Annotated in this window: 11 protein-coding genes; 1 reads left to right on the forward strand and 10 read right to left on the reverse strand. The window is 70.8% G+C overall.

Features of this window, described 5'->3' with window-relative positions:
• Nucleotides 1-237 precede the first annotated feature (237 nt).
• From MDN94_RS03540 to MDN94_RS03570, 7 genes are all read right to left on the reverse strand, one after another.
• Nucleotides 238-1,134, reverse strand: a complete 897-nt coding sequence (locus MDN94_RS03540; protein WP_482724520.1) for an FAD binding domain-containing protein — start codon at nt 1,132-1,134, stop codon at nt 238-240.
• A gap of 293 nt (nt 1,135-1,427) precedes the next feature.
• Complete coding sequence (locus MDN94_RS03545; RefSeq protein WP_482724521.1) at nt 1,428-3,053, reverse strand: beta-N-acetylhexosaminidase; 1,626 nt, start codon at nt 3,051-3,053, stop codon at nt 1,428-1,430.
• Nucleotides 3,054-3,156: 103 nt separating this feature from the next.
• Nucleotides 3,157-4,008 carry a carbohydrate ABC transporter permease gene (locus MDN94_RS03550; RefSeq protein ID WP_482724522.1) on the reverse strand — a complete coding sequence of 284 codons (852 nt, stop codon included), beginning with the start codon at nt 4,006-4,008 and terminating at the stop codon, nt 3,157-3,159.
• Complete coding sequence (locus tag MDN94_RS03555) at nt 4,005-4,976, reverse strand: carbohydrate ABC transporter permease (protein ID WP_482724523.1); 972 nt, start codon at nt 4,974-4,976, stop codon at nt 4,005-4,007. Before MDN94_RS03555 ends, MDN94_RS03550 begins: the two co-directional genes overlap by 4 nt.
• Nucleotides 4,977-4,981: 5 nt before the next feature.
• Nucleotides 4,982-6,286: an extracellular solute-binding protein gene (locus MDN94_RS03560; RefSeq protein ID WP_482724524.1), complete on the reverse strand. Its 1,305-nt coding sequence runs from the start codon at nt 6,284-6,286 to the stop codon at nt 4,982-4,984.
• Nucleotides 6,287-6,515: 229 nt separating this feature from the next.
• A complete protein-coding gene (locus tag MDN94_RS03565) occupies nt 6,516-6,809 on the reverse strand; it encodes a DUF3039 domain-containing protein (protein ID WP_482724525.1) in 294 nt (97 codons plus the stop codon).
• Nucleotides 6,810-6,875: 66 nt separating this feature from the next.
• Nucleotides 6,876-7,436, reverse strand: a complete 561-nt coding sequence (locus MDN94_RS03570) for a YqgE/AlgH family protein (protein WP_037774528.1) — start codon at nt 7,434-7,436, stop codon at nt 6,876-6,878.
• A 293-nt stretch (nt 7,437-7,729) separates the two neighbouring features.
• Between MDN94_RS03570 and murA the strand changes: the two genes are divergently transcribed.
• On the forward strand, nt 7,730-9,070 hold the full coding sequence (gene murA / locus MDN94_RS03575) for a UDP-N-acetylglucosamine 1-carboxyvinyltransferase (RefSeq protein WP_053557247.1): 1,341 nt from the start codon (nt 7,730-7,732) through the stop codon (nt 9,068-9,070).
• 377 nt (nt 9,071-9,447) lie between these two features.
• Here the strand turns inward: murA and MDN94_RS03580 are convergent, their stop codons facing one another.
• The 3 genes from MDN94_RS03580 to MDN94_RS03590 all read right to left on the reverse strand — a co-directional run bounded on the left by MDN94_RS03580 (nt 9,448) and on the right by MDN94_RS03590 (nt 14,387).
• Complete coding sequence (locus MDN94_RS03580) at nt 9,448-9,729, reverse strand: HU family DNA-binding protein (RefSeq protein ID WP_004571953.1); 282 nt, start codon at nt 9,727-9,729, stop codon at nt 9,448-9,450.
• A gap of 343 nt (nt 9,730-10,072) precedes the next feature.
• Nucleotides 10,073-11,506, reverse strand: a complete 1,434-nt coding sequence (locus MDN94_RS03585) for an NAD-dependent malic enzyme (protein ID WP_482724526.1) — start codon at nt 11,504-11,506, stop codon at nt 10,073-10,075.
• A 514-nt stretch (nt 11,507-12,020) separates the two neighbouring features.
• Nucleotides 12,021-14,387, reverse strand: a complete 2,367-nt coding sequence (locus tag MDN94_RS03590) for a HelD family protein (protein WP_482724527.1) — start codon at nt 14,385-14,387, stop codon at nt 12,021-12,023.
• Between the last annotated feature and the right edge of the window lie 75 nt (nt 14,388-14,462).

The following is a 14,462-nucleotide window of genomic DNA, read 5'->3' on the forward strand; positions in this document are numbered from 1 at the left end:
GCTCGTACTGCCCGTACGACTCGCCCTGTTCGTGCTGCCCGTACGACTCCCCGTCACCGCGCTGCCCGTACGACTCGCCGTGACCGTCCTGCCCGTACGGTCCCCCCTGGCCGTGCGGCCGGCCGTAGGGATCCCGCTGGTCCTGATCGTCGTACCGGTCGCCGCCGCGATCGGGCTCGAAGCCCTCCGGGAGCTCCTGGAACTCCGGCGGAAGGCCGTGCGGGTTGTTCTCGTTGCTCACGACAGCGCCCTCCCCAGTGCCCGTCGGGCCAGCGCGGCGACGGTGCGCCGCAGATGCAGTACGGCCGGCGACAGCACCGGTTGCTCCTCGCCCTCGGGCGCCGGAGCCGGGTCGGGGATGCACGCCGTGGCGACGTACTCGCCGAACGCCGTCAGCGCCTCGCCCTCGAGGCCCCGCTCGCCGTCCCAGTCGATGAGCGAGCCGATCCACCGCTCGGCCTCGAGCGGCCGCAGCGGCATGGGCGCGATGGCGCCCACCGCGCAGCGCACACCGCGCCGGGCCGGGTCCAGGACGAGGGCCACGGAGGCCGTGGCGCGGCCCGGGCCGGTGCGGCCGGTCGCCTTCAGGAAGACCTGCGGGGCGTGCAGGAGGGGGACGCGTACGAAGCCGATCAGTTCGGCGGGGCCGAGCATCTCCCGGCCGGCCAGCAGGTGCGACACGGGGATCTCGCGGCGGGCGCCGCCCGGGCCGGCGATCACCAGGTCCGCCTCGAGGGCGGCCAGCACCGGCAGGCTGTCTCCGGTGGGCGCGGAGCTGGCGATGTTGCCGCCGAGGGTGCCCGCGTTGCGGATCTGGGGCGGCCCGGCCGCACGCGCGGACGCGGCAAGGGCGGGGATGAGGGCGGCGAAGTCGGGCCGGCCCATCCGGGCGTGGGTGAGGCCGGCGCCGAGCAGGGCGTGCCCGTCCTGGTAGCGCCAGCCGCGGATCTCGCTGATGCGGCCGAGGCCGACGAGGCCCGCGGGGCGGAGCTGGCCCTTGTTGACCGCGGCCATGAGGTCGGTGCCGCCGGCGACGGGGACGGCGGCGGGCATGGCACTGAGCGCCGCCACGGCCTCGTCGAGCGAGGCCGGCAGCGTCACCGACTGTGCCGTTCGCGGTGCGTGCGTGGTCACCAAGCTGCCCCTTCCCGGTGTCCCGGCTGTCCCGCCTGTGTTGCCGTACCGTACGTGCTCACAGGCCGGACGTGGCAACTCTGGCACATCTTCCGGGCGGACCGTCGTGAGGGTCCGCGAAGGGCACATCCGCCCCACACGTACCGGCCCGCGACAATCGTCCGGTTTCGTGCTCCCGTACCGCCACGAGCGGATTGCCGCTCTTCAGCGGCGCTTGTACGCCTTTCTCCTTGCCGTGCCACTCTCCTACCGTCTCAGGGCCGGGGCCGCCGGGAGGCGGCCTCCGGCCGGGCTCACACGTTCGGGGGCACACCGTCGATCGGACGTCCGGCGACGCCGGGGCGCCGCTGCCACGGCAACGGGCCGCCGGGGGGCCGGTAGTGGACCCCGAGCGCGTCAAGGCGTGCGTAGTGGGCGGTCATTCGGCGTTCGAAGTCCGCGAAGTCGCGCTGCTCGGAGGGGGGCAGCGTGGACCAGGCGACCTCGGCGAACGCGGCGAGCCGCGGGAAGACCTGGTAGTCGACGCGGGCGCTGTCCTGCATCACCTCGGTCCAGACGTTCGCCTGGGTGCCCAGTACGTGCCGGGCGGCCTCCGGGGCGAGCGCCGGCGGTACGGGCTCGAAGCGGTAGACGTCCTCGAGGGTGCGTACGTAGCCGATGGGCATGGGTTCGTCGTCGCCGGCGGCCTGCCGGTGGTCCAGGTACACCTGCTGCTCCGGGCACATGACGACGTCGTGGCCGGCCTCCGCGGCGGCGATGCCGCCCCGGTATCCGCGCCAGGAGGAGACGGCCGCGCCGGGCGCCAGACCTCCCTCGAGGATCTCGTCCCAGCCGATGAGGCGGCGGCCGCGGGCCGTGAGCCAGCGGTCGAAGTGCCGGACGAACCACGACTGGAGCTCGTCCTCGTCGGCCAGGCCGAGTTCCTTGATGCGTGCCTGGGCAGCGGCCGACGCCTTCCACTGGTCCTTGCGGCATTCGTCGCCGCCGATGTGCACGAAGACGGACGGGAAGAGGCCGAGGACCTCCTCGAGCACGCCCTCGTAGAAGCGGAGGGTGGTGTCGGTGGGGGCGAGTACGTTGGGGCTGATGCCCCAGTTGTCCCAGACGGTCAGGGAGGCCGTGTCGATGACGTCGGTGTTGCCCAGTTCCGGGTACGCGGCGATGGCGGCCTGCGAGTGCCCGGGGATGTCGATCTCGGGGACGACGGTGATGTGCCGTTCGGCGGCGTAGGCGACGATCTCCCGGATGTCGTCCTGGGTGTAGTGACCGCCGTGGGGGGCCTCGTCCCAGAGCGGTGAGGCCCGGTGCCCGTATTTGGTCCGCGACCGCCAGGCGCCCACGTCGGTCAGCCTCGGGTGGCGCTTGATCTCGATGCGCCAGCCCTGGTCGTCGGTGAGGTGGAAGTGGAAGACGTTGAGCTTGTGCGCGGCGAGCAGGTCGAGGTAGCGCAGCACACCTTCCTTGGGCATGAAGTGCCGTGACACGTCGAGCATGAGGCCGCGCCAGGAGAACCGGGGTGCGTCCTCCACGACGGTGTACGGCACCTCCCAGCGCCTGCCCGCCGCCACGGGCGCCTTGCGGTACGCCTCGGGCCCCAGGAGCTGACGGAGCGTCTGCACGCCCCAGAACACGCCTGCGGCTCCGCCGCCGCGGATGGTGATGCCGTCGCCGTCGACGTACAGCTTGTAGCCCTCGGGTCCGAGGGGCCCGGCGTCCGCGGTGTCGACGCGCAGCCGGATCACCCCGCCACCGTCACCGACGCCCGGCGCCAGCGGCAGGCCCGTCGCCGCGCCCAGATCGGCGCGCAGCCGGCGCTCGGCGCCTTCGGTGCCGGGGCCCGCGTCGATGACAGTGGACCCGTCGAGCACGAATGCGCCGTTGTGCGTCTTGCCGCCGCGCGGCAGGGGGAGGACATCCATCAGGTCCGCCTTTCGAGTCGGTCGACCACGGCGGGCACGACATCGCGCCTGCCTGTCCGGGGCCCGGCGGCCCGGGGTTCGCGGGCGCGGGGCGCCCTCACGGTCAGTCCTTCACCGCGCCGCCCAGCCCGGAGACCAGACGTCGCTGTACGAGTACGAAGAAGACCAGGACCGGCACGGTCATCACCGTCGATCCCGCCATGATTCCGCCCCAGTCGTTCTCGTCGGGTTTGAAGAAGACGAGCAGCGCCATCGGCAGCGTCGACTGCGAAGTGTCGCTGATGATGAACGACTTGGCGAAGAGGAAGTCGTTCCAGGTCGAGATGAACGAGAACACGCTCGTCGCCACCAGCCCCGGGAGGACCAGCGGGAACAGGATCTGCCACAGGAACCGGGCACGGCCGGCGCCGTCGATGCAGGCCGCTTCCTCCAGCGCCTCGGGGACCGCCTTGACGAAGCCGCGCAGCATCCAGATCGCGAACGGCAGGGAGAAGGCGATGTGCGGCAGGATCAGCGAGCCGAGGGTGTTCAGCTGCCCGAAGTCCCGCATCAGGAAGAACAGCGGAATGGTCAGCGCCTCGATCGGCACCATCTGTGCCACCAAGAACATGATGAGCAGCGTGGTGCGGAACTTGAAGCGGAAGCGGGTCACCGCGGTGGCGGCGAGGAAGGCGATGAGCGCGGAGGCGACGACGACCGTGCAGGCGACGATCAGGCTGTTGACGAAATAGCCGCCGAATTCCTCCTGCTGGAAGACCCGCCGGAACGAGTCCAGCGACGGGGAAAGCGTCCACGGCCTCGCCTCCTTGGACTGGATCTCCCCCGCCGGTTTGAATGCGGAGAGCACCATCCAGTAAAGCGGGAAGGCGACGACGACGGCGATGACCAGCGCCGCCGCCTCGGCCATCAGCCGTCCCGGGCGCCGCACCCGTATCCGTGTGCGCACAAGGCTCATATCTCTTCTCCCTGCCGTCGCACGAGACGCAGATGGACGAGGGTGACGGCCAGCAGGATCAGCAGCATGACGACGCCGATCGCGGAGCCGAGGCTGTACTGGGAGGACGCGAAGGCCTTCTGATAGGCGTACACATTGAGCACGAGATTCTGTCCGGCGATGCCTCCGCCGTTCGTCATCACATAGATCTGGGTGAAGACCTTGAAGTCCCAGATGACCGACTGGATGGTGACGACCACGAGAATCGGGCGGAGCATCGGTGCCATGACGGACCGCCAGATGCGCCATTGCGAGGCACCGTCCAGCGAGGCCGCCTCGAGCACCTCTCCGGGAATGGCCTTGATGCCGGCGTACACGGTGACCATCACGAACGGGAAGGAGCACCACACGACTTCGAACATGACGAGGGCGAAGGCGCTGACCCGCCCGTACGTCCAGGAGAAGTCGCCCAGTCCCAGCATCCGGTTGACCGGGCCGTAGTCGGGATCGAAGAGGAAGACCCACACGGTGGAACCGGTGATGGCCGGGGTGGCCCAGGCGCCGAGAGCCGCCAGCATCAGGGCGAGCCGCGGCAGGGCGCGTACGCGGGTCAGCAGGACGGCCAGGGCGCAGCCGACGGCGAGTGTGGAGACCACGCACGCGGCCGCGAAGAGCACCGTCGCGAGGAGCACCTGCCAGAACTGGCTGTCGGCGAAGAGCGTCCGGTAGTTGCCGAGGCCCTGGAAGGTGGTCGGTTCACCGCCGCTGACCTGCGCCTGTGTGTATTCCAGGAAGGAGATCAGGCCGAGCTGGTAGAGCGGGTAGACGAGCAGTCCGGCGAGCACCACGAGGGCGGGTGCGAGATAGAGCCAGGGCGTCCAGGCCCCGCTGCGCCGTACGGGCCGGGCCGGGGGCGCGGTCGTGTCCGGCGGGCGGGCCGTGGTCCCCGCGGGGACCACGGCCGGCTCCGCCGCGGTCTTGTAGGCCACGGGCCTCAGCCCGCGTCGGTGAACGCGGCGTCCATCTTCTCCGCGGCGTCGCTCGAGGCCTCTGCCACGTCCTTCTTGTGGCTGACGATCTCCTGGAACATGGTCGGCAGGACGAGCGAGGCGTCGATCCGGCCCCAGGCGGGCGAGGCGGGGACGAACTTGGCGCCGGCGCCGAGCGTCCGGATGAAGGGCTCGACGAACGGCTGCTTCTTCGCCGCCTCGGCGCGCACGTCGGTGTACGTGGGCAGGAAACCCATCGCGTCGAAGAGCTTGCCCTGGGACTCCTTGCCCGCGAGCCGCTTCATCAGGTCCACCGCCAGGGTGCGGTGCGAACTGCTCTTGAGGACGCCGATGTTGTTGCCGCCCGCGAACGCCGGGGCGATCTCACCGGCCTTCAGCCCCGGCAGCGGTACGACCGCGTACTTGCCCTTGACCGCGCCGGCCTCGACGGCCTGGTGGCTGAAGTCGCCACCGATCGCCATGGCCGCGTTGCCGGCGGCGAAAGCGGTGACGACGGCGTTGCCGCCCATGGCGGCGCACTTGGCGGCCGGGCAGTTGTCGTCGCCGAAGAGGGACGTGTACGCCTTGATGCCCTTCTGTGCGGCCGGGCTGTCGATGGCGGACTCGTAGGAGCCGCCGTTCTCCTGTGCCAGTTCGCCGCCGTGGGCCCAGATGAACGGCATCGCGCCGTAGGTGTAGGCGCCGCCCACGGCGAGGCCGTAGAGGTCCGGCTTCTCCTTGTGGATCTTCTTCGCGGTGGCGATGAGCTCGTCCTGGGTCCTGGGCACCGCGATGCCGAGGTCCTCGAAGACGTCGGTGCGGTAGTAGAGCGCGCGGACGCCGACGAAGAGAGGCGCTCCGTAGACCTTGCCGTCGACCGTGACGGACTGCCTGGCCGTGGGGTCGGTGTCCTTGGCCTCGTCCCAGGCGCCGAACTCGGCGGTGATGTCGGCGAGTCCGCCGTCCTTGACGTAGCCGGCGGTGTCGGTGTTGCCGTACTCGATCAGATCGGGCGCGCTCTTCGGGTCGTTGAACGCCGCCTTGATCCTCTGGGCGCGGGTCTCGACCGGTATGTACTCGACCTCGACCTCGGCGTCCTTGTGCGCCTTCTCGAACGCGGTGACCGCGGCGTCGACGACCTGCTCCTTGGGCTTGTTGTTGACCTCCTGGAACAGCCAGACCCGCAGCGTGCCGCTCTTGTCGTCCTGCTGGGCGCTGTTGCCGGAGGTCTGCGGGGCACAGGCGGTGGCGGTGACGCCGGCCAGTGCGAGTGCCGCGGCGGTGGCGGCGACTCTGGAGACGAGCTTCATGCGTGATCCCTACGAAGCGGGCGTTGCAGCATACGCAACGCATATTTCGTCCTGCACAACACGCAGGAGGCTAGGCCCGCTTGAACGGCCCTACAAGAGGGGCGCAAGAGGTCTCAACCACTCTGTGACCGGCAAAAGCACCCTGTGCAACGGCGCACCGCACGCAAACGGCCCCCGGGACGCGCCGAAGCGCGTCCCGGGGGCCGTTGTGCAGGCTGGGGCGGAGGACCTACTTCTTGTCCTTGCCGCTGCCGCTCTTGTCCTTGTCGCCACCGGCGCCCATGGACTCGTAGATCTCCTTGCACATGGGGCAGACCGGGTACTTCTTGGGGTCACGCCCCGGCACCCAGACCTTCCCGCACAGTGCCACCACGGGAGTGCCGTCGAGGGCGCTCGCCATGATCTTGTCCTTCTGGACGTAATGGGCGAAGCGCTCGTGGTCGCCGTCGCCGTGCGACACCTGGGGTGTCGGCTCTACGAGGGTCCCCGCGCCTGTCCCGCGCTCGGGCTCAAGAGTGCTCATGGGCTCCAAGGGTACTCATCGCGCGCCCTCTACGGGAGCAAGGCCCCGCCCCTTGCCCCGGCCGGGTCAGTTCATGCTCGGGTCGTCCGGATACGTGGCGAACATGGCCAGCTCGTTGCGCTGGCGCCGCAGCACCGAGCGCCACAGGCTCTCCGGCCGGGGCGAGGACACGTCCCCCGGCTCGGACTCGACGACGTACCAGGCGCCGTCCTGCAACTCGTCCTCCAGCTGGCCCGGACCCCATCCCGCGTATCCGGCGAAGATCCGCAGGGAGCCGAGGGCGCCACCGAGCAGTTCGGGGGGAGCCTCCAGGTCGACGAGGCCGATCGCGCCGTACACCCGACGCCATCCGAGGGGGCCTTCGTCGCCGGGGATCACGGCGACGCCGAGGGCCGAGTCCAGGGCGACGGGGCCGCCCTGGAAGACGACTCCCGGTTCACCCGCCAGCGCCGCCCACGACTCCAGGATGTCCTCCACGACCACCGGGGTGGGTCTGTTGAGAATCACGCCGAGGGAACCCTCGTCGTCATGATCGAGCAGCAGGACCACCGCCCGGTCGAAGTTGGGGTCCGCCAGGGCGGGCGCGGCGACGAGCAGCCGTCCTGTGAGCGAGGACACCTCGGTCATGCCAGACATGATCCCGCATCTTTCCCCTTCGCGGAGCCCGAGCGGCTCACTCGCCGCCGCCCGGGCGATGGGCGCAGCTCAGACGGCGGAGCCCCCGACAGTCGTCCGGAGGGTGGGAAGGTGACCGTGCGCGAGGCCCGGCGGACAGAGCGTGTTGTGCCCGATTCATTACGGCCGAGAACGGTCCGAGGGCTTACAACTAAGGGGCTCTCCCCCCTTACCCTTTCCTCTGGCCCCCCGTCCGATCCTCCTCCTGGCTCCGCCTGGGGGACCACTTCCGGAACGCGAGATTCATGACCGGCACTGACGATGTACTGCTTGTCCACGGCGGAACCCCGCTCGAGGGCGAGATCCGCGTCCGCGGCGCGAAGAACCTCGTGCCCAAGGCGATGGTCGCGGCCCTGCTCGGCAGCGAACCGAGCCGGCTGCGCAACGTGCCGGACATCCGTGACGTCAGAGTCGTACGCGGGCTGCTGCAGCTGCACGGGGTGACGGTCCGCCCCGGTGAGGAGCCGGGCGAGCTCGTCCTCGACCCGACGTACGTCGAGAGCGCGAACGTCGCCGACATCGATGCCCACGCCGGCTCGTCGCGCATTCCGATCCTCTTCTGCGGACCTCTGCTGCACCGCCTCGGCCACGCCTTCATCCCCGGCCTCGGCGGCTGCGACATCGGCGGCCGGCCCATCGACTTCCACTTCGACGTGCTGCGCCAGTTCGGCGCGACGATCGAGAAGCGCGCGGACGGGCAGTACCTCGAGGCTCCGCAGCGGCTGCGCGGCACGAAGATCCGTCTGCCGTACCCGTCGGTCGGCTCGACCGAGCAGGTGCTGCTCACGGCCGTGCTCGCCGAGGGCGTCACCGAACTGACCAACGCCGCGGTGGAACCGGAGATCGAGGACCTCATCTGCGTACTGCAGAAGATGGGCGCGATCATCTCCATGGACACCGACCGGACGATCCGTATCACCGGTGTCGACAAGCTCGGCGGCTACACCCACCGTGCCCTCCCGGACCGCCTCGAGGCGGCGTCCTGGGCGTCGGCGGCACTGGCCACCGAGGGCGACATCTACGTACGCGGCGCGCAGCAGCGCTCGATGATGACGTTCCTCAACACCTACCGGAAGGTCGGTGGCGCCTTCGAGATCGACGACGAGGGCATCCGCTTCTGGCACCCCGGCGGCCGGCTCAAGTCCATCGCGCTCGAGACGGACGTCCACCCCGGCTTCCAGACCGACTGGCAGCAGCCGCTGGTCGTCGCCCTCACGCAGGCGACCGGGCTCTCCATCGTCCACGAGACGGTGTACGAGTCCCGGCTCGGCTTCACGTCCGCGCTGAACCAGATGGGCGCGCACATCCAGCTGTACCGCGAGTGCCTCGGCGGCTCGCACTGCCGCTTCGGCCAGCGCAACTTCCTGCACTCCGCGGTCGTCTCCGGCCCGACCAAGCTCCAGGGCGCGGACCTGGTCATCCCCGACCTGCGCGGCGGCTTCTCGTACCTGATCGCGGCACTGGCCGCGCAGGGCACGAGCCGCGTGCACGGGATCGACCTGATCAACCGCGGCTACGAGAACTTCATGGAGAAGCTGGAAAAGCTCGGCGCGAAGGTGGAGCTGCCCGGGGGCCCGATCGTCTGACGGCCCCTACGACGCCGACGGCCCCCACGGAGCGCATCCGCGGGGGCCGTCGCCGTCTGCGGCCGCCTGTGCCACGTGCGGGGCCGTTTCCCCCCGGCCCCTTCCCGGAACCCGGGGCGCCGCCCCTGGACCCCGCGCCTCGAACTCCCCCCGGCCCGGTGACCGTGGGAGGCGCCCCCAGTGAGGCTGATTTCGCGAAGCGAAAGCCCGGTTTCAGGGCACCGCGCGAAGCGCGGTACCGGGTCCGGGCCGAGCCCGGTTCGGGAAGGGGCGGGGTGGGGTGGGGAACACCGCCCGCCGCGGGCGCCCACGCGCTCCGCACACACAGAAGGGCGGCCACCCCGCACGGGGTGGCCGCCCTTCTGCTGCCGAAGGCCTTACTTGCCCTTGGCGGCTTCCTTGAGCTTCGAGCCCGCGGAGACCTTCACGCTGTAGCCGGCCGGGATCTGGATCGGGTCGCCGGTCTGCGGGTTCCGGGCGGTGCGAGCGGCACGGTGGGTGCGCTCGAAGGTCAGGAAGCCGGGGATGGTGACCTTCTCGTCGCCCTTGGCGACGACCTCGCCGACGGTCTCGGCGAGAGCGGCCAGAACGGCGTCGGCGTCCTTGCGGGTCACCTCGGCGCGGTCGGCCAGCGCGGCCACCAGCTCACTGCGGTTCATTTTGTTACTCCCGTGTTCTTCTTGCCTGTGAGGCGTGGATCGAAGCCGATGCTGCCAGGGCCCTCGGACAGTCCCCGGACCCGGGTCTGCTGTCAGACCCCTCCGCGCCCGCGGGACTTCCCCCAGGACGCAGGTCCTCGGGGAAGCATCCTGCCCCCACCAGCGGCGGGAAAGCCAATCCGGCACCCTCCGGAGTCACACGAAGGCCACCACTGCCTCATCGTGGTGACGTTCCGTCGACTCCCTGGAGACTCGTCGGAGCGGGCGTGCCGGGGCCGCGTGCTCCCTGATCCGCCACCCTAAAGGGGGGTTTGCAACCCCGCGACCCGCGACGCGCCGTATGTCAGTGGGACGTGGGGCCTGTCACAGTCGGGCCTGCGGCCTTCGCGGCGTCCCGGACGGCGCCCGCGACGGCTCCGGCGACCTTGTCGTTGAAGACCGAGGGGATGATGTAGTTCGGGTTGAGTTCGTCCTCCGTGACGACGTCCGCGAGGGCGGCCGCGGCCGCGAGCATCATCTCGGTGTTGACGGTGCGGGACTGGGCGTCCAGCAGGCCGCGGAACACGCCGGGGAAGACCAGCACGTTGTTGATCTGGTTGGGGAAGTCCGAGCGGCCGGTGGCAACAACTGCCGCCGTCTGCCGGGCGATTGCGGGGTCGACCTCGGGGTCGGGGTTCGCGAGCGCGAACACGATCGCGTCATCGGCCATGGCCGCGACGTCGTCCGCGCCCAGCACGTTGGGCGCGGAGACGCCGATGAAGACGTCGGCTCCGACGACCGACTCCTTGAGGGTGCCGGTGACACCCTCGGGGTTGGTGTTGTCGGCGATCCACCGCAGCGGCGAGTCGGGGGTGGCGTCCACCAGGTCGGCGCGGCCCGCGTGCACGACACCGTGGATGTCGGCGACGACGGCGTGCTTGACGCCGGCCGCGATGAGGAGTTTGAGGATGGCGGTACCGGCCGCACCGGCGCCGGACATGACCACACGCACATCGCCGATCCCCTTGCCCACCACGCGCAGCGCGTTGGTCAGGGAGGCGAGGACGACGATCGCCGTGCCGTGCTGGTCGTCGTGGAAGACGGGGATGTCGAGGGCCTCGCGCAGCCGTGCCTCGATCTCGAAGCAGCGCGGCGCGGAGATGTCCTCGAGGTTGATGCCCGCGAAGCCGGGGGCGATCGCCTTGACGATCTCGACGATGGCGTCGGTGTCCTGGGTGTCCAGGCACAGCGGCCAGGCGTCGATGCCGGCGAAGCGCTTGAAGAGGGCCGCCTTGCCCTCCATGACCGGCAGCGCGGCCTTGGGGCCGATGTTGCCGAGGCCCAGCACGGCGGAGCCGTCGGTCACCACTGCAACGGAGTTGCGCTTGATGGTCAGGCGGCGGGCGTCGTCGGGGTTCTCGGCGATCGCCATGCAGACCCGCGCCACACCCGGGGTGTAGATCATCGACAGGTCGTCACGGTTGCGGATGGGGTGCTTGGACGCCATCTCGATCTTGCCGCCGAGGTGCATCAGGAACGTACGGTCGGAGACCTTGCCGAGGACGACGCCCTCGATGCCGCGCAGGCCCTCGACGATCTCGTCGGCGTGCGCGGTGGAGCTGGCGGCGATCGTGACGTCGATCCGCAGCTTCTCGTGGCCGGACGCGGTCACGTCGAGGCCGGTTACGGAACCACCGGAGGACTCCACGGCCGTGGTGAGCTGGGAGACCGCGGTTCCGCTCGCGGGCACCTCCAGTCGGACCGTCATCGAGTACGAGACGCTGGGCGCCGTTGCCATGACCGGGTTCCTCTGCTTTCCCTAGCTTCATTGCTGTGCGGTACCGCACCTGAGGCCCGGCAGCGCTGTGAAGATGGTGACACCTACCCGCCGGTAGCGGGTAATGCGGTCATATTGTTTTCGGAAATTGTTTTCCACCATACGAGAAAGCGTCCGGAAACTGAAGAGGCCCGCGTCACCAGTCGAGGTGACGCGGGCCTTCTCCGCGCAATCAGGTGGCACCGACCCGCCATGCTCGCCTCGCGGCAAGTGGTCCCTCTAAGGGACGAAGGTTGGGCCCGGGGGCTTGGATCGAGCCGGTGCCGTAACCAGGCTAACGCACCGCCCCGGGAAGTGATTCCCGCATCGCGGACCGACTTCGGCAACGGCCGGGACAGCGCCGGGCGGCACCCGCGGGAGCACCGTGAAAGAGCCCGCCGGCACCCGCCCGGAGCACCCGGACGGGGCCCGGCCCGGTCCGCCGGAGGCTCCCGCGCCATGTGCCGCGCGAGCCCGCGGCCGGCGGGACGCCCGCTCAGTCCCGCAGCAGCTCCGGCACGCCCTGCGCGTCCGGCCGGTCACGGCGGCCGGAGATAACCGTGAGCTGCTGCGTGGCCCGGGTGAGCGCCACGTACAGCACCCGCAGACCGGCCGGGCTCTCGTCGGCGATCTCCGCCGGGGAGACCACGACCGTCGCGTCGTACTCCAGACCCTTCGCCTCCAAGGAGCCGAGGGCCACGACCCGCTCCCCCAGGCCGGCCAGCCAGCGGGCGGCCTGCTCCCGGCGGTTCATGGCGACGACGACGCCGACGGTGCCCTCCACCTGCTCCAGCAACCGCTCCGCCTCCGCCCGTACGGACATGGCGAGCTCGCCGCCGTCCGGTACGACCGCGAAGCGCGGCCGCACTCCTGTGGAGCGGACGGCGGAGGGCGAGCGCATACCCGGCATCGCCAGGCGGAGCACCGTGGCGGCCAGCTCGGCGATCTCGGCCGGGTTGCGGTAGTTCACGGTCAGCTCGAAGCGGCGGCGCGGGCGGCTGCCCAGCGCCTCGTCACGTGCCTCTGCCGCCTCTTCCGGCGATGACCAGGACGACTGGGCCGGGTCGCCGACGACCGTCCAGGTGGCGTGCCGGCCGCGGCGGCCGACCATCCGCCACTGCATGGGCGTGAGGTCCTGCGCCTCGTCGACGATGACATGCGCGTACTCGGTGCGCTCGGCCGCCAGCCGCTCGGCCCGCTCGCGCTGCGTCTCCTCGCGCTGCGGCATCAGCTCCTCCAGCCCGGTGAGCTGGTCCAGAGGGTCGAGCTCGCGCCGCTTACGGGGACGGGCGGGCGTGCCGAGCAGGGTGCTCAGCTCGTCGAGAAGTGCCACGTCGTGCACGGACAGGGCATCGCGGCGCAGGGAGCGGGCCAGCTTGCGCACCTCGCCGGGGTTGAGCACCCGGCGTGCCCAGCGGCCGAGGCGGCGCTCGTCGCCCATCGCGGCGAGCACCGCGCGTGGGGTCAGTTCGGGCCACCAGGCGTCCAGGAACGCGATGAAGCTGTCCTCGCCGGTCACGTCCTCGTCGAAGGAGGACCGCAGCTCGGCGGCCAGCTCCGGGTCGCCCGGGTGGCGGCCTGCGGCGCCCGACCTGGCGTACAGCGCGTCGAGGAGCAGCCGTCTGGCCCGCGGGCGCAGCAGGTTGACGGGAGCACTTCCGCCGAGCACGTTGTGGCGAATGCGGCGGAGCTCGTCGGCCTCCAGCTCGAGCCGCCGACCGAAGGCCACGACGCGCAGCCGCGAGGGAGTGCCCGGCGCGGCGGCCGGCTCCTCGCCCAGGGCGAACTGTCCGTTGCGCGGTGCGGCGTCCGGCGTCTCGAGCGCCCCTCGCGCGGCGTTGCGCAGCACCTTCAGCATCCGGGAGGAGCCCTTGATGCGGGCGACGGCCGGTTCGTCGTACACCGTCGCCTCAGCGCCGTCGACCAGGGAGCCGACGGCGCGGATCGCGACCTGGCCCTCCTCGCCCAGGGACGGCAGCACGCCCTCGGTGTAGGAGACGAGCAGCGGCGTCGGGGAGACGATGAGGATGCCGCCGGCGTAGCGGCGACGGTCCTGGTAGAGCAGGTACGCGGCCCGGTGGAGCGCCACCGCCGTCTTGCCGGTGCCGGGGCCGCCCTCCACGTATGTCACGGACGCGGCGGGGGCGCGGATGACCAGGTCCTGCTCGGCCTGGATGGAGGCGACGATGTCCCGCATGGTGTGGCTGCGGGCCTGGCCGAGCGCCGCCATCAGGGCGCCGTCGCCGACGACGGGCAGTGCCTGGCCGTTCAGCGTGGCGGTCAGTTCCGGGCGCATCAGGTCGTCCTCGACGCCGAGGACCTTGCGGCCCTTGGAGCGGATGACCCGGCGGCGCACGACGCGGCCGGGATCGACCGGGGTGGAGCGGTAGAAGGGTGCCGCGGCCGGGGCGCGCCAGTCGATCACGAGCGGGGCGTAGTCGGAGTCGAGCACGCCGATCCGGCCGATGTGCAGGGTCTCGCCGATCTCGGCCGTGTTGTCGGGGCGTACGGCGTCGTCCGCCGGTTCGACGGAGGTGAAGGCGCCGTCGGGGCCCCTCTGGCCGTCCTTGCCGTGGAGCAGGTCGATCCGGCCGAAGAGGAAGTCCTCGAATTCGTTGTTGAGGCGGTTGAGGTGGACGCCGGCCCGGAAGACCTGGGCGTCCCGCTCGGCGAGGGCGCCGGGGGTGCCGACCTGTCCTCGCTTGGCAGCGTCGTTCATCAGGAACTCGGCCTCGTGGATCTTCTCCTCGAGTCGCCGGTACACCTGGTCGAGATGTTCCTGTTCGACACCGATCTCACGGTCTCTCACCGTGTCGGCGGCGGAGCCGACCACGGATTCGACAGCGGCATCCTGCGCGGCCACCGAGGCCCCCTTCTGACGTGCACTGGGCAGCCGTCAACCGTACGGCAAGTGGGCAGGTTATTGCACCTGCCCCGG

Source organism: Streptomyces sp. WAC00040, assembly GCF_056835925.1.